General features: G+C 61.4%; 12 protein-coding genes and 5 pseudogenes. 4 read left to right on the top strand and 13 right to left on the bottom strand.

Features of this window, described 5'->3' with window-relative positions; translation table 11 throughout:
* Positions 1-20: 20 nt before the first annotated feature.
* Complete coding sequence (locus JCM21793_RS03755; protein ID WP_025029501.1) at positions 21-533, top strand: peroxiredoxin; 513 nt, start codon at positions 21-23, stop codon at positions 531-533.
* 138 nt (positions 534-671) lie between these two features.
* On the opposite strand, the gene rnhA is transcribed toward JCM21793_RS03755, so the two are convergent.
* From rnhA to coxB, 11 genes and pseudogenes are all read right to left on the bottom strand, one after another.
* Positions 672-1,118, bottom strand: coding sequence for a ribonuclease HI (gene rnhA / locus JCM21793_RS03750; protein ID WP_007009817.1), 447 nt, complete (start codon positions 1,116-1,118; stop codon positions 672-674).
* Positions 1,115-2,083: a homoserine kinase gene (locus JCM21793_RS03745; RefSeq protein ID WP_025029500.1), complete on the bottom strand. Its 969-nt coding sequence runs from the start codon at positions 2,081-2,083 to the stop codon at positions 1,115-1,117. The genes rnhA and JCM21793_RS03745 overlap by 4 nt, the downstream gene beginning before the upstream one ends.
* A 2-nt stretch (positions 2,084-2,085) precedes the next feature.
* Positions 2,086-3,099, bottom strand: a complete 1,014-nt coding sequence (ispH, locus tag JCM21793_RS03740) for a 4-hydroxy-3-methylbut-2-enyl diphosphate reductase (protein WP_007009819.1) — start codon at positions 3,097-3,099, stop codon at positions 2,086-2,088.
* Between the two features lie 76 nt (positions 3,100-3,175).
* The gene (locus JCM21793_RS03735) at positions 3,176-3,925 is read right to left on the bottom strand and encodes an SURF1 family protein (protein WP_025029499.1); all 750 of its coding nucleotides are present in this window, start codon (positions 3,923-3,925) and stop codon (positions 3,176-3,178) included.
* Positions 3,925-4,341 carry a DUF983 domain-containing protein gene (locus JCM21793_RS03730; protein ID WP_007009821.1) on the bottom strand — a complete coding sequence of 139 codons (417 nt, stop codon included), beginning with the start codon at positions 4,339-4,341 and terminating at the stop codon, positions 3,925-3,927. Before JCM21793_RS03730 ends, JCM21793_RS03735 begins: the two co-directional genes overlap by 1 nt.
* A gap of 211 nt (positions 4,342-4,552) precedes the next feature.
* Positions 4,553-5,435, bottom strand: a pseudogene (locus JCM21793_RS23975) (cytochrome c oxidase subunit 3).
* Position 5,436: 1 nt separating this feature from the next.
* Positions 5,437-6,051, bottom strand: coding sequence for a cytochrome c oxidase assembly protein (locus JCM21793_RS03720; RefSeq protein ID WP_007009823.1), 615 nt, complete (start codon positions 6,049-6,051; stop codon positions 5,437-5,439).
* Positions 6,052-6,059: 8 nt separating this feature from the next.
* A complete protein-coding gene (locus tag JCM21793_RS29110; protein ID WP_007009824.1) occupies positions 6,060-6,215 on the bottom strand; it encodes a cytochrome c oxidase system small membrane protein in 156 nt (51 codons plus the stop codon).
* A gap of 9 nt (positions 6,216-6,224) precedes the next feature.
* Entirely contained in the window at positions 6,225-7,163 is a 939-nt protein-coding gene (locus JCM21793_RS03710) for a heme o synthase (protein WP_025029498.1), read from the bottom strand.
* A gap of 83 nt (positions 7,164-7,246) precedes the next feature.
* Positions 7,247-8,897: pseudogene (gene ctaD, locus JCM21793_RS23970) on the bottom strand (cytochrome c oxidase subunit I).
* Between the two features lie 38 nt (positions 8,898-8,935).
* Positions 8,936-9,795 (bottom strand): annotated as a pseudogene (coxB, locus tag JCM21793_RS23965) (cytochrome c oxidase subunit II).
* A gap of 395 nt (positions 9,796-10,190) precedes the next feature.
* On the opposite strand from coxB, the gene JCM21793_RS03695 reads away from it, so the two are divergent.
* The 3 genes and pseudogenes from JCM21793_RS03695 (at position 10,191) to JCM21793_RS23955 (ending at position 12,860) form a co-directional block, all read left to right on the top strand.
* Positions 10,191-10,661: an invasion associated locus B family protein gene (locus tag JCM21793_RS03695; protein WP_244423510.1), complete on the top strand. Its 471-nt coding sequence runs from the start codon at positions 10,191-10,193 to the stop codon at positions 10,659-10,661.
* An 83-nt stretch (positions 10,662-10,744) separates the two neighbouring features.
* Positions 10,745-12,160 (top strand): annotated as a pseudogene (gene tldD, locus JCM21793_RS23960) (metalloprotease TldD).
* A pseudogene (locus JCM21793_RS23955) lies at positions 12,160-12,860 on the top strand (NAD-dependent deacylase). The pseudogenes tldD and JCM21793_RS23955 overlap by 1 nt, the downstream one beginning before the upstream one ends.
* On the opposite strand, the gene JCM21793_RS03665 reads toward JCM21793_RS23955, so the two are convergent.
* Positions 12,861-14,102, bottom strand: coding sequence for a class I SAM-dependent RNA methyltransferase (locus tag JCM21793_RS03665; RefSeq protein ID WP_025029493.1), 1,242 nt, complete (start codon positions 14,100-14,102; stop codon positions 12,861-12,863).
* Positions 14,099-14,833: a TlyA family RNA methyltransferase gene (locus JCM21793_RS03660; RefSeq protein ID WP_025029492.1), complete on the bottom strand. Its 735-nt coding sequence runs from the start codon at positions 14,831-14,833 to the stop codon at positions 14,099-14,101. Before JCM21793_RS03660 ends, JCM21793_RS03665 begins: the two co-directional genes overlap by 4 nt.
* Positions 14,834-15,051: the final 218 nt, after the last annotated feature.

Here is a 15,051-nt window from a genome sequence, read left to right as displayed (position 1 = left end):
ATAGTTTTCAGGAGCCCCTGATGAAAGTATCCGTTGGTGATCGTATTCCCGATACAAACTTCAAGAAAGTGAGCGCCGAAGGCGCGAACGATGTCGCCGCGCCCGATTTCTTTGCCGGTCGCAAAGTCGTCCTCTTCGGCGTACCCGGGGCCTTCACCCCGACCTGCAGCAACAGCCATCTGCCGGGCTTTGTCGAAAATGGCGATGCGATCCGCGCTCGCGGTGCCGACGACATCGCCGTCATCTCCGTGAACGACGCCTTCGTGATGAAGGCCTGGGCCGGTTTCACCGGCGCAGAAGACAAGATCACCTTCATTGCCGATGGCAATGGCGATTTCACCAGGGCGCTCGGCCTCGATATCGATCTTTCGGTTGCAGGTCTCGGCAACCGTTCCAAGCGGTATTCAATGATCGTCGATGACGGCGTCGTGAGCGCGATCAACATCGAGGAGAATCCCGGACAGGCTGAAACAAGCGGCGCCGCCCGCATCCTCGATCAGCTTCAGGCGCAGAATCACCTGGCCCCCGCATAAATGCGGAAAAGCAGGCAGATTGAGCGGAGCGGTGTTTCCGTGAAACGGTGAACCGTTCAACTGTGCCGGACCGAAAATCGAATCCGCTTTTCGGTCCGACGCTTCTCGGATGGTCTGGATCGCCGGTATCGCCCTGGCTCAGCGCCGCTTTTTCTTGAAAGGCTCCATGCCGGCGCGTGCAAGCGAGTCGGCGCGTTCATTCTCGGGGTGGCCCGCATGGCCCTTAACCCAGTGCCATTTGATTTTGTGGCGCTTCTGCGCCTCGTCCAGCGCCTGCCATAGCTCGGCGTTCTTGACCGGCTTCCTGGCTGCCGTTTTCCAGCCATTGCGCTTCCAGCCCTCGATCCAGCCGGAAATGCCGTCGCGCACATAGACGCTGTCGGTGTAGAGGTCCACGTCGCAGGACCGCTTCAGGGCATTCAGCGCCTCGATGGCCGCCTTGAGTTCCATCCGGTTGTTGGTGGTCTCGGCCTCGCCGCCAGACAGTTCCTTCTCGACGCCATTGTGCCGCAGAAGCGCGCCCCAGCCGCCGGGACCCGGATTGCCCGAACAGGCGCCGTCGGTAAAAATTTCCACGCTTGTCACTTCAGGCCGATCCCGTATTCAGATGGAGAGCTAATCTGCCGGTGAAAGCGCAGCCGGCGCACATATTCCATCGGGTTGCGCTTGTTTACCAGCGCGCCGTCGGAAACGGTCAGCCAGTCATAGAGCCGCGTCAGCATGAAACGCAGCGCAGACCCACGTGCCAGCAGCGGCAGCGCCTTTATCTCGGCCGCGTCCAGCGGGCGCACCGACTGATAGCCCTCGAGCAGTGCCGTCCCCTTGGTCAGGTTGTAGGACCCATCTTTCTCAAAGCACCAGGCATTGAGACAGGTGGCAATGTCGTAGGCCAGCAGATCATTGCAGGCGAAATAGAAATCGATGATCCCCGAAACCCGGTCACCGAGAAAAAAGACATTGTCAGGAAAAAGGTCCGCATGAATGACGCCGGTCGGAAGGTCGGCCGGCCAGCCTTGAGCAAGGTCGGCAAGATCCGCCTCGACCTCCGCCTCCAGTTCCTCTTCCACCTCGTTTGCCCGAGGCTTCGCCTTTTCCCAGAGCGGTCGCCAGTCGCCCACGGTCAGCGCATTTGCCCGTGTCGGTTCAAAACCGCGTGCAGCCAGGTGCATGCCCGCCATGGCCCTGCCCACTTCGCGACAGTGCTGCGGGGCGGGTTTCCTGAGCCACATGCCTTCCAGAAAGGTGATGAGTGCCGCCGGCCGACCGGCAATTTCGCTCACCACCGCACCATCGTTCCTGCGCACCGGAAGCGGACAGTTCACGCCATGCTGCGCCAGATGCTCCATCAGGCCGAGAAAAAACGGCAGATCGGAACGCTCAACGCGCTGTTCGTAAAGTGTCAGGATGAAGGCGGCTCTTGATGTGTGGAGCAGGTAGTTGGAGTTCTCCGTCCCCTCGGCGATGCCCTTGTAGGACAACAGCTCGCCCACATCGTATTCCTTCAGGAGCGCACCGAGCTCGACCTCGGAAATATCAGTATAGACCGCCATGCTTACGCGTTGCCGTTCACGAAGGCCATGTCGGCGCTGGTCAGTTCCACGTCACGGATCGCGCGCATGACGGGGAAGTTTTCGGTTTCCTCGGCGGTGATCGCAAGTTCCACCGTTACATCGAATCGCTCGCGGAACGCATCGATGATCTCGTTGACGATGATTTCGGGCGCCGAGGCGCCGGCCGAAAGTCCGAGGACGCGAATGCCGTCCACCTCGTCCCAGGGGATTTCAGAAGCCCGCTGAACAAGCAGGGATCGCTTCGCCCCTGCCCGCTCCGCAACCTCCACCAGACGGCGCGAGTTCGACGAGTTGGGTGCGCCGACCACGAGGAAAAGATCCGAGCCGGGTGCCGCCTTCTTCACGGCCTCCTGCCGGTTGGTGGTGGCGTAGCAGATGGATTCGGCTGCCGGTGCATGCAGGTCCGGAAAACGGTCTTCCAGCGCTTTGAGAATGTCTGCCGTGTCCTCCACCGAGAGCGTGGTCTGGCTGACAAAGCCAAGTTCCGCGCCGTCTGGCCGTTCGAGCGTGTTGGCGCCTTCCACCGTCTCCACCAGGGTCACCGTGCCCTCGGGCAGTTGCCCCATCGTGCCGATCACTTCTGGATGTCCCGCATGGCCGATCAGCAGCACGTGACGGCCGAGCCTGTGGTGACGCATGGCCTGTTTGTGGACCTTGGAAACCAGCGGGCAGGTCGCATCAAGATAGAAGAGGTTGCGGTTCTGCGCATCCGCCGGCACCGATTTCGGCACACCATGGGCGGAAAAGACAACCGGGCAATCGCGATGATCTTCCGGAATCTCGCTCAGTTCCTCGATGAAGACGGCGCCGCGCTCCTGCAGCCCCTCAACCACATATCGGTTGTGGACGATCTCATGGCGCACATAGACCGGCGCACCATATTTCTTCAGCGCCAGCACGACGATCTGAATGGCGCGGTCAACGCCGGCGCAGAAACCACGCGGCCCGCAAAGCCGCACCGTCAGCTTCTGTCTTGTCATGTCGGCAGCCGTCATCTGAATTCCCCTTGCTGGAGCCGGAATTGGGGCCGTGGGGCACTCAATGTCAAGAGCCCAGGCCAAAGAGCCGCGATCAGGAGCGCCGTCGGTTGCGCCGCCACCAGACGAACAGAACGCCACATAGCGCCGCGGCAAGCCCATACCAGGTGATCGCATACTGCAGATGGCTGTTCGGCATGTCGATGCGTGTCACCCCGCCAACGGGCAAGCCGCCCGCATTGGGCGAATCATCGGCGTCGACATAAAATGGCAGAACGCGGGCGGTTTCCGGCAGTCCCGCCGTACGCGCCATCGTGCCGAGGTCCTTCCAGTAGAAGATGTTCTGGCCGATGTCGTTGTCGGGGACGATGAAGGACGGCTTTTCGCCAATCCCATTGCGTGCAAGACCGCTGATGCGTACGCCGCCGACGATCTGTCCTTCAGCGCGCGTGTCCGCCTCCTTGCGGTCGAAGGGCACAAACCCGCGATTGACGAAGATGAACCGCCCGTCGTCAAGTCTGAGCGGTGTGTGAACAAAATAGCCCGACTGCCCTTTCCAGGTGGCGAAATAGTGGCGCTCGCCCGTGTGCCGGAAAGCGCCCTCAACGCGCATCGGCCGGTACTCAACATCACCAGTTTCAGCGTAGATGCGCTCGATGCTGGCGAGATCCGCCGGTTCTGCGTTGATCCGCGCTTCGATCTGCGCAAGCAGCGCCTCTTTCCATTGAAGCCGCTGCACCTGCCACGTTCCCAGCGCCAGAAGACAGGCAAGCACAACAAGGCTCAGGAGCAGGAGAAGCCAGTTGAGGCTCGACCGGGAGGATTTGTCTTCAGTCACGGCCATTATCGTTCGAGTTCCCCCTGCTCTGCCTGGTTTCGATACTGGAGCGCGATCAGCAGCCCTTTCATGAGACGAAGAGCCGTGAGGCAAAGGACGAGCGCAAGCGGGATCCACAGAAGAAAATGAACCCAGAGCGAAGGTCCGAGTGACACTTCCATCCACAGCGCCAGCCCCACGACCAGAAAACCGATGATCAGGATAACGAACACTGCCGGTCCGTCGCCGGCATCGGCAAAACCGTAATCGAGCCCGCAATTGCGACAGCCGCGCCCGACCGTGAGAAAGCCGGAGAAGAGGCGCCCCTCGCCACAGCGCGGGCAACGTCCGCCAAGTCCTGCGCTGACCGGATCGATCGGCGGCCAGATCGCCTGATCGACGACCGGCTCGTCACCGTTTGTATTGTTCTGTCGCTCGGTCATGTCGTTTCAATCCCGCGTCAGGCCACGGAGAGTTAGGTCCATCCGGTTGCATGTCCCTGCGCTCTAGCACGGTAGGTCCAGCCCGGTCGACGCCGCCTCATGACGCATCCCACGGATAGGACGAGAATGCGCCCAAAAAAGAATGCGACCGGGTTAAAAAAGAAAGCGGCCGGGTTTCCCCAGCCGCTTTTGCATTCTCAGGCTGCCGTTATCAGCCGTGCGCGATGGTCGCACCGGCCGAGGCCCACACATAAACGAAGGTGAAGAGGAAGAGCCACACCACGTCAACGAAGTGCCAGTACCAGGCAGCCGCCTCGAAGCCGAAATGCTGCTTCGGCGTAAAATCACCAGCCATGGCGCGCAACAGGCAGACCAGCAGGAAAATGGTTCCGACAAACACGTGGAAGCCGTGGAAACCGGTCGCCATGTAGAACGTTGCCCCATAGATCGAGTCGGAGAAGGCAAACGGTGCGTGCATGTACTCATAGGCCTGAACGAAGGAGAACAGCACGCCAAGCACCACGGTCAGGGCCAGTCCCCACACGAGGCCCTTGCGGTCGTCTTCGAGCAGCGCATGGTGCGCCCATGTCACCGTGGTGCCGGAGAGCAGCAGGATGATCGTGTTGTAGAGCGGCAGATGGAAGGGGTCGAGAACCTCGACGCCCGCCGGCGGCCACACGCCTCCGGTAAACTCGGCGCGCGTTGCCTGCACCGCCTCGCCAGGGAACAGGCTCGCATCGAAGAAAGCCAGAACCACGCCACGAAGAACATCAGCTCCGAAGCGATGAACATGATCATGCCGTAGCGCAGATGGAGCGAAACGACGCGGGTGTGATGGCCCTCATGCCCTTCTCGGATGGTATCGGCCCACCAGCAATACATGGTGAAAAGCACCAGGAAGAGACCGATCAGGAATAGCCAGAAATTTGTCGCGGCGAGGTCGACACCGAAGATGGTGAACTCCGAGCCGTTGAGCGCCTTCATCCAGCGATGCCGCCAATGGACATGACCAGAGCGCCAAGCGAGCCAAGGAACGGCCATGGGCTCGGGTCGATGATGTGATAGTCGTGATGTTTTGCGTGCGCGTCGGCCATGTCAGCCCCCGAGATTCTCGTTCTGATTGGTGTTGGTCTTGGGCGCGGCAGCCACCGGCGCCTTCTTCTCAAGCGGAAAGAATGTGTAGGAAAGCGTAATCGTTTTCAGGTTCTTCAATTCAGGCACCTTGACGATCTCCGGGTCGACAAAGAACACGACCGGCATGTCATAGGATTGCCCCGGTTGCAACTCCTGTTCCGTAAAGCAGAAGCACTCAACCTTGTTGAAATAGGCACCGGCCCGCGCCGGCGAAACATTGAACGTTGCCGTGCCCGACGTGGGCTCGTTCGACAGATTGCGCGAAACGTAGGAAATCTGCGTCGTCTCGCCGAGACGCAGCGTCACTTCGCGCTGTTTCGGCTGGAACTCCCACGGAACACCGTTCGTGTTGGCGTCGAACCGGACGGTGATGGTCTGGTCCAGAATCGTATCGGAATACTGCTCGACACGCTGCGTGGTGCCGCCATACCCCGTCACCTGGCAGAAAAGCTGGTAGAGCGGGACTGCAGCATAAGCCATGCCAACCATGCCGCTGACCACGGCAACACACAGGATCGCCGCATTGCGGTTCCGGTTTCCGGCTGTCGAGTTCTGGTTTCCTTGCTCGCCGCTCATGTCACACCTCACATCGCACGCTCGAACAGGCCGGGACCGAGCTTGGCCAGACTGCCGATATAGACAATCACGACAAAAACGGCGAGCGCGATGGCAAGCGCAATGGAGCGCTTGCGGCGCGCCTTGAGCTGGGCTTCTGTCGGCTTCACATATTCCTTGTCCATCATGTCACCTCACGAAACCAGGCCAAGGCTGGCAAGCAGCCGGTCGGCGAGAAGCGCCGTGAACAGCACGAAAAGATAAAGCAGCGAATAGCCGAACAATGCCTTGGCGGGCTTCATGGAGACGTCGCTCTCGGGCATGCGCAGCACCTGCCAAGAATACCAGACAAAGCCGCCGCCCAGAATGGCGGCAACCGCGCCATATGCAAAGCTCGCAAAACCTGCCACCACCGGCAGGATACCGCTTGCGGCGAGAAGCAGCGCATAGATGAAAATCTGCTTCTTGGTCGCGGCATGTCCGGCGACATTGGGCAGCATCGGAATGCCCGCGCGCTCGTAGTCGCCCGATTTGAAAAGGGCCAGCGCCCAGAAGTGCGGCGGCGTCCACAGGAAGATGATGAGGAAGAGCACGAGGCTTTCCATGCTCACCGTGCCGGTGACTGCGGCCCAGCCAACGACCGGCGGCAGCGCGCCCGCGGCACCGCCAATGACGATGTTCTGCGGCGTCGAGCGCTTGAGCCACATCGTGTAGATCACGGCGTAGAAGAAAATCGTAAAGGCCAGCAGCGCTGCGGCCGTCCAGTTGGCCATCAGGCCGAGTGTGGCCACGGAAAACGCCGAGAGCACCAAACCGAAGCCAAGCGCCTCGCCCGGCGTGACGCGACCGGCCGGAACGGGTCGACGGGCCGTGCGCCCCATCACCGCATCAATGTCGGCGTCATACCACATGTTAAGCGCGCCGGAGGCGCCCGCACCAACGGCGATGGCCGCGATGGAGATGATCGCAAGCAGCGGGTTTGGCACCCCCGGCGCCATCACCATGCCCACAAAGGCCGTAAAGACGACAAGCGACATCACGCGCGGCTTCAACAGCGCAATGAAATCGCCGGGCGCTGCCTCTGAAAGGCTCAGCCCCGTATCGTCCATATGCTCCTGATCAACCAGTGCCATGTTGTGCCTTCGTTCTGTTAATCGGTTGCGCGGCACATTCGAAGACGGGCCGCGCAACCTTCATGCTTTGTATTTGCCTGCGATCAGCGGATCTTCGGCAGCTGTTCCCACTGGTGGAAAGGCGGCGGCGAAGAAAGCTGCCACTCGAGCGTCGTCGCGCCCTCGCCCCACGGGTTGGCACCGGCCGGGCGCTTCTTGGCGAAAGCCTCGAACACACCGAACAGGAACACCAGCACACCGATTGCCGCCAGATAGGAGCCGTAGGACGACACCATGTTCCAGCCGGCAAACGCATCCGGATAGTCGATATAGCGGCGCGGCATGCCGGCCAGACCCAGGAAGTGCTGCGGGAAGAAGATGACGTTCACGCCGATGAAGGTGATCCAGAAATGAACGCGGGCGATGAACGAGTTGTACATGTAGCCCGTCATCTTCGGGAACCAGTAGTACCAGGCAGCGAAGATCGCGAACACGGCGCCCATGGACAACACGTAATGGAAGTGTGCGACCACATAATAGGTGTCGTGCATGGCCCGGTCGAGACCGGCATTGGCGAGCTGCACGCCCGTCACACCGCCCACGGTGAACAGGAAGATGAAGGCGATGGCCAGATCATCGGCGTGCGGAACTCGATGGAACCGCCCCACATGGTGGCGATCCACGAGAAGATCTTCACGCCCGTCGGAACCGCGATCACCATCGTTGCGAACACGAAGTAACGCTGCGTGTCGAGCGACAGGCCGGTCGTGTACATATGGTGCGCCCACACGATGAAGCCGACGGCGCCAATGGCGACCATGGCGTAGGCCATGCCGAGATAACCGAAGATCGGCTTCCTCGAGAAGGTCGAGACAATGTGGCTGACAATGCCGAAGCCCGGCAGGATCAGAATGTACACTTCCGGATGACCGAAGAACCAGAACAGATGCTGGAACAGGATCGGGTCGCCGCCGCCTTCAGGTGCAAAGAACGTGGTGCCGAAGTTGCGGTCCGTCAGAAGCATGGTGATGCCGCCGGCCAGAACCGGGAGCGACAAGAGAAGCAGGAAGGCCGTGATCAGCACCGACCAGGCAAACAGCGGCATCTTGTGCAGCGTCATGCCCGGAGCGCGCATGTTGAAGATGGTGGTGATGAAGTTGATCGCGCCGAGGATCGACGAAGCACCGGCAATGTGGATCGACAGAATTGCGAGATCCATTGCGGGGCCGGGCTGACCGGACGTCGAAAGCGGCGGATAGATCGTCCAGCCGCCACCCGTGCCGTAAGCACCGGCCGGCCCCTGAACGAAGAGGGACATGAGCAGAAGAATGAACGCCGGCGGAAGAAGCCAGAACGAGATGTTGTTCATCCGCGGGAACGCCATATCCGGCGCACCGATCATAATCGGCACCATCCAGTTGGCGAAGCGCCAATCAGCGCGGGCATGACCATGAAGAAGATCATGATGAGACCGTGCGCCGTGGTGAACACGTTGAACATGTGCTTGCCGGCGTCGATGGCGGCATCGCCCTCGAAACCGTAGACCATGGCGGCAAGGCCATGGAAAATCTGGATGCCGGGCTCAGCAAGCTCCCAGCGCATCATGACGGACAGGAAGCCGCCGATGATACCCGCGCAGATGGCGAAGATCAGGTAGAGCGTGCCGATGTCCTTGTGGTTGGTGGAATAAACCCACCGGGTCCATCCGGTTGGCTTGTGTTCGCCATGGGCGTCTTGGGTTGTAGCGCCTGCCATTTCCTACCGCTCCATTTCCTCTCTAGACGTCTGCCGGCTCATTCGCCAGCAGACGCAACTTTCGTCTTGCCCTCGATCGCGGCCATCAAAGCCTTGTTGGCGCCGGCGAGGTCCTCGCCCGCGGCTGCGATCCAGGTGTCATATTGGTCTTGAGCCACAACGCGGATGGCAATCGGCATATAGGCATGGTCCTTGCCGCACAGTTCCGAGCACTGGCCATAATAAAGGCCTTCCTTCTCGGCCTTGAACCAGGTCTCGTTGATGCGACCGGGAACGGCGTCCACCTTGATGCCAAAAGCCGGCATGGCAAAAGCGTGGATCACGTCGCTGGCCGTCACGAGAACGCGCACGGTGGCATCCACGGGGACAACGATTTCATTGTCCACTGCCAGAAGGCGCGGATAGACGGACTTGTCTTCCTTGCCCGCGTCGGCGCGCTCGTCTTCCTTGAGCATGAGAGAGCTGAAGGAAACAGGCTCTTCAAGCTGGTATTCGTAATCCCAGTACCACTGGACGCCGGTCGCCTTGATGGTGAATGCCGGCTCCTCTTCGGGCGTGTACTGCGCCGTCAGAAGCTGGAAGGACGGCACCGCAAGGAACAGAAGCACGATCACCGGACCAACGGTCCAGATGACTTCGATCAGCGTGTTGTGGCTGGTGCGCGATGGCGTGGGGTTTGCCTTTGCGCGGAAACGCAAAATGCACCACGCCAGCAAGGCCATCACGAGAATGGTGATCGGCACGATGAACCACAAAGTGTATTCCTCGAACCAGGTGATCTCCTGCATGATGCCGGTTGCAGCCGGTTGAAAGCGCATCTGCCAGGCTCTGGTTGCGCAGCAACGGCGCCCGTGGCGAGAAACGGCAGAGTGGCAAGGCCAACAGCGATATTCTTCATAACCCTCGTCATCTCCCGTGGCGACACGGCAAGCCGGATGATCCGGTTTTGCCGCAAAGGGAATTCTGGCTTTTTATAGGCGCGTTCAAACCATACTCTCATTTGAACCGCAAGGAAGGCGTTGGATGCGACGTGCGGCATTTTTGCGCCCCTTCGGCAGGCTCATACTGCCGTCCATATTGAAAGTGCAATAGCACAAAACGCCGGGGCGTCCCATTTCGGTCGGAATTGCCCGCAAATGTCATTATTGATTTCGCATAAACGGGTTTTCCCAATCTTTTGCCGACGCCATCCCTTTTCGCCAACCGCGATCGCAGGATAAATTGCCCTGATTCGTACGGGAGCCAGGAACCATGAGCACGTCCTTCCTCAAATGCGCCGCCGCCGCGCTCGCGATGACCGTTTTCCCCGTTCTGGGCGCGCATGCGCAGCAGAGCGGGACGGTTCGCTCAACTCATGGTGCCTGGTCGATCCTTTGCGACACGCCGGCCGGCGCCTCCAGCGAGCAGTGCGCGATGATGCAGAATGTTGTCGCAGAAGACCGACCGGAGATGGGTCTTTCCGTCGTTGTGCTGCGCACTGCCGACGGAAAGGCCGAGATCCTGCGCGTTCTGGCGCCGCTCGGCGTGCTCCTGCCCAACGGGCTCGGCCTCAATGTGGACGGCAAGGATATCGGCCGCGCCTATTTCGTGCGCTGTTTCCAGGATGGCTGTTATGCCGAGGTGATCCTTGAGGATCAGCTTGTGGAAACTTTCAAGACCGGCCAGTCCGCCACCTTCATCGTCTTCCAGACCCCGGAAGAAGGCATTGGCATCCCCGTTGACCTCAACGGTTTCGCGGAAGGTTTCGACGCCCTGCCCCGCTAATCGCGGAAGTTCCTGTCCAAGCCGCACTGGATTGCGTGCACCTGCTCCCTTAAATGAAAGGGAGTTTCGACAGGATATTGTACATGACCGCCAAATCGCTTCTCGACGCATTCGATTGCTCCCCTGATCGTCTGAAATCCCTCGTTGCCGACACGATCAGCGGCGCGGATGACGGAGAACTCTTCCTTGAATACAGGGAAGGGGAAGCGCTTGTTTTCGACGATGGGCGCCTGAAGACCGCGAGCTTCAACACCGATCAGGGTTTTGGCCTGCGCGCCGTTGCCGGTGAAGCGTCGGGCTATGCCCACTCCAGCGAGTTGTCCGAAGCCTCGCTGCGCCGTGCCGCCGACGCCGTTTCCACCGTCAAGGACGGATATTCGGGAAATCTCGCCACGCTCCCGCCGGCACGAATCAGCGTCTTTATGGAGACGAGAACCCGATCACCTCGCCGGGCTTTGAGGAAAAAGCGAAGCTCCTGCAGGAAATCGATGGCTGGCTTCGTGCGAAAGACCCGCGCGTACGGCAGGTCACAGCCTCGCTAGCCGCCTCATGGCAGCATGTGGAAATCGTGCGTGCCGACGGCCAGATCGCCCGCGACATCCGCCCGCTTGTGCGCGTCAATGTCTCGGTCATGGTCGGCGATGGCGACCGGCAGGAAACCGGCTCCTATGGCATGGGCGGACGCAAGAGTTTTGGCGAGTTTCTGGCCGAGGATTCCTGGCAGTTCGCCGCGAGCGAGGCGCTGCGCCAGGCTCTTGTCAACCTTGAAGCCGTACCCGCGCCTGCCGGCACCTTCGATATCGTGCTCGCCAATGGCTGGCCGGGCGTCATGCTGCATGAAGCTGTCGGGCACGGGCTCGAAGGCGATTTCAACCGCAAGAAGACCTCCGCCTTCGCCGGCTGATGGGGGAGCAGGTCGCAGCAAAGGGTGTGACCGTTGTCGATGACGGCACCATCTCGGAGCGACGCGGTTCGCTTACCATTGATGATGAAGGCACCCCGTCGGGCCGCAATGTGCTGATCGAGGACGGAAAGCTGGTCGGCTACATGCAGGATCGCCAGAACGCCCGCCTGATGGGCATGGCCCCCACCGGCAACGGTCGGCGCGAATCCTATGCGCATGAGCCCATGCCCCGCATGACCAACACCTACATGACGGGCGGCGACAGGACGCCCGAAGAAATCATCGCCTCTGTAAAGAAGGGCATTTACGCCGTGTCCTTCGGCGGCGGTCAGGTGGACATCACCTCCGGCAAGTTCGTGTTCGGCTGCACCGAGGCCTACATGATCGAGGACGGCAAGGTCACCCAGCCCGTTAAGGCGCCATGCTGATCGGCAATGGCCCGGACGCCATGCACCGCGTTTCCATGGTCGGCAATGACATGACCCTCGACAATGGCATCGGCATGTGCGGCAAGGCCGGACAGGGCGTGCCCGTCGGCGTCGGCCAGCCGCATCTGCGCATGGACCAGATGACCGTGGGCGGCACGCAGACCTGATGGATTATCGGCGGATCGTCATACTCACCGGCGCGGGAGTCTCCGCAGAATCGGGCGTGGACACCTTCCGCGACAAGAACGGGTTGTGGTCGAAGATCGACTACCGCGATGTAGCAACGCCAGAGGCTTTGCCGCCAATCCCGCGCTGGTGCATGATTTCTACAACATGCGCCGACGCAGGATCGCTGAACTGGAGCCCAACGATGCCCACCGCGCACTCGCCCGGCTGGAGCGGGAATTCTCCGGTGAGGTTCTGCTCGTCACCCAGAATATCGACGACCTCCATGAACGCGCCGGCTCGAAAAACCTCATCCACATGCATGGCGAACACCGCAGCGCGCTCTGCACCCATTGCGGTGATCGTAGCCCGTGGGAAGGCGACATGTCGCTCGAAACGCCCTGCCCCGCCTGCGCCACGGTCGGGCACCTGCGCCCTGACGTCGTCTGGTTCGGTGAAATGCCCTACCAGATGGAGCGCATCTACGACGCGCTCCGCGCTGCGGGTCTCTTCATCTCCATCGGCACGTCCGGCAATGTTTATCCGGCTGCGCAGTTTGTTCAGGAAGCGGGCCGGGCCGGCGCTCATACGATCGAGCTCAATCTCGAACCGTCGGATACGTTCGATGATTTCGACGAGGCCGTCCACGGACCGGCCAGCCGGGTCGTGCCGTCCTATGTCGACATGCTTTTGAAGAGCTGATCAGCGCCGCTTTGGCTTCTTCTCCAGAAGCGCCACCGCTTCCACATGCGGCGACCAGAGAAACTGATCGATCGGAACAATCCGCGTGACCCGGTAGCCCCCGGCAACAAGGATCGCCAGATCCCGCGCCAGCGTGCCCGGATTGCACGAAACCGCCGCAACCCGCTTCACATCGGAACGTGCGATCTGCCGGCATTGAAACTCCGCCCCCGCGCGCGGCGGATCGAACACGAGACCGTCGAACTGCGCCAGTTCCTTCGTCAGAAGGGGGCGATGGAAGAGATCGCGTTTTTCCGCCGTCACCGGCTTCAAAGAGGGCCATTGCCGTGCGGCGATATCGAGCGTGGCAAGCGCAATCGCATCGCCTTCAGCCGCATAGACCCGCGCCTTCTGCGCCAGTCGTAGCGCGAATGTGCCGCTGCCGGCAAATAGGTCGGCAACGTGCCTGCACCCCTCCAGATGTTTGCTCACCAGCCCGGCCATTGCCTCTTCCGCAGCAAGCGTGGCCTGCAGAAAACCCGCCGGCGGAATGGCCACCGGCACGTCGCCGAACATAACGCTCGGCTTCTGGCCCTCCACGATGATCTCGCCATCAGCCGAAAGCCGAGCAAATCCCTTTGCCAGCGCCAGATCGATCACCGCACGGCGCTGTTTTTCGCCAAGCCGCCCAGCGCCGGCGGCTGCAATGTCGAGCCCGGTGCGGGTTTCCGTCACCGTCAGGTGAAACGGCTTTGGCGTCGCCGCGATGGCCCTGGCGAGGTCCCGCAAATCGCCGAGCGCCGCCACGATACCGGGGGTTGCCACCGGGCACTCCTCGATCACGACGATGCGATGGCTCTGCGCGGCATTGAAGCCCAGAAGAACCTCCGATCCCAGCCGCCTTGCGGTAAACGTTACGCGCCGGCGCGTCTCAGGCGAACAGGCAAGCGCGTCTTCGACCTCAGCCTCGACACCGCGCGCCTCCAGCGCATGCACCACCTTGTCGCGTTTCCATGCGAGATAGGCGCCCGTTTCAAGATGCTGCACCACGCAGCCGCCACAATCGCCAAAATGCCGGCAGGCGGGTTCGATGCGCTCGGGCGATGCCTCACGTAATGTCGTCTTTGCAGCGCGCCCCTTGCGCAGTTCCGCTTCCACCACCTCGCCCGGAAGAGCAAATGGCACATAGACGGGACCCGCCGGCGTGGCCACCACGCCGTCGCCCTGTGCACCCAGATGATCAATCGTCAGCGTTTCGCTCATCGGTCCCTGCGCCCGGCCAGTAGAAATTCGCGGTTTCCGTCTCCGCCTTCGATGGGTGATGGCGCAAGCCCTGTCGCCCGCCAGCCGGCATTCGTCCCCAGCCAATTCTTCAGATCGTCGGCAATCTCCTCCGCGCGCGCCGGATCGCGCAGCAATCCGCCCTTGCCGATCGCCTCCCGGCCCGCCTCGAATTGCGGCTTCACCAGAAAGATGGCGCGCGCTCCCGGCGCGGCAAGGGCGAGCGCCGGCGGCAGGGCGAGCTTGAGCGAAATGAAGCTCACATCCGAAACGAGAAAATCCGGTGTCCGCGCGCTCAGGTGCTCCATGCCCAGGTGCCGTGCATTCACCCCTTCCAGCGCGGTCACGCGCGGATCGCCGGCAATGCGCGCATCCATCTGGCCGGTGCCCACATCGATGGCCGTGACATGGTCCGCACCGCGCTCCAGAAGCACCTGCGTGAAACCGCCGGTCGAGGCACCGATGTCGAGTGCATGGCAACCGGCCGGGTCGAAACCGAAGACGTCGAGGCCATGAAGGAGTTTCAGTGCCGCGCGCGAAACATAGGCGCTGGCCGGGTCATCGACGGCGACCCCGGCAGTGGGCGCGACCGTCTGCCCCGGCTTTTTCGCCGGGATGCCGTCCACCTTCACCGTGCCGCGCAGAATTGCGTCGCGGGCGCGGGCGCGACTGCCAAAAAATCCACGCTCCACGAGAAACTGGTCGAGCCTCATGCCGGCATTCCGCACGGCATTTTTGGACGGCGCAGTTCACCCCCCTCTGCCTTGCCAGGCATCTCCCTCTCAAGGGGGGGAGATTGGAGGTGTCACTGGTCCTACCAGACGATCAAGGGAGAATGCTGCTTTCCTGCAGCCCGATCTCCCCCTTGAGGGGGAGATGGCCGGTAGGCCAGAGGGGGGTAAACTGCGCCCCTCTTCGCCCTCGCCCTATT

Origin of the sequence: Nitratireductor aquibiodomus NL21 = JCM 21793 (assembly GCF_000615975.1) — a bacterium.
In the GTDB taxonomy this organism is placed as follows: Bacteria; Pseudomonadota; Alphaproteobacteria; order Rhizobiales; family Rhizobiaceae; genus Nitratireductor; species Nitratireductor aquibiodomus.
The sequence above is the reverse complement of the archived record's forward strand: the minus strand, read 5'-3'. Positions and strand labels throughout refer to the sequence as shown.

Bases quoted from the DNA above. Each gene is read 5' to 3' on its own strand.
- JCM21793_RS29110 (WP_007009824.1), bottom strand. From the start codon at position 6,215: ATGGACAAGGAATATGTGAAGCCGACAGAAGCCCAGCTCAAGGCGCGC.
- JCM21793_RS03730 (WP_007009821.1), bottom strand. From the start codon at position 4,341: ATGACCGAGCGACAGAACAATACAAACGGTGACGAGCCGGTCGTCGAT.
- JCM21793_RS03660 (WP_025029492.1), bottom strand. From the start codon at position 14,833: ATGAGGCTCGACCAGTTTCTCGTGGAGCGTGGATTTTTTGGCAGTCGC.
- JCM21793_RS03665 (WP_025029493.1), bottom strand. From the start codon at position 14,102: ATGAGCGAAACGCTGACGATTGATCATCTGGGTGCACAGGGCGACGGC.
- JCM21793_RS03720 (WP_007009823.1), bottom strand. From the start codon at position 6,051: ATGAGCGGCGAGCAAGGAAACCAGAACTCGACAGCCGGAAACCGGAAC.
- JCM21793_RS03735 (WP_025029499.1), bottom strand. From the start codon at position 3,925: ATGGCCGTGACTGAAGACAAATCCTCCCGGTCGAGCCTCAACTGGCTT.
- JCM21793_RS03695 (WP_244423510.1), top strand. From the start codon at position 10,191: ATGACCGTTTTCCCCGTTCTGGGCGCGCATGCGCAGCAGAGCGGGACG.
- JCM21793_RS03745 (WP_025029500.1), bottom strand. From the start codon at position 2,083: ATGGCGGTCTATACTGATATTTCCGAGGTCGAGCTCGGTGCGCTCCTG.
- ispH (WP_007009819.1), bottom strand. From the start codon at position 3,099: ATGACGGCTGCCGACATGACAAGACAGAAGCTGACGGTGCGGCTTTGC.
- JCM21793_RS03755 (WP_025029501.1), top strand. From the start codon at position 21: ATGAAAGTATCCGTTGGTGATCGTATTCCCGATACAAACTTCAAGAAA.
- JCM21793_RS03710 (WP_025029498.1), bottom strand. From the start codon at position 7,163: ATGGCACTGGTTGATCAGGAGCATATGGACGATACGGGGCTGAGCCTT.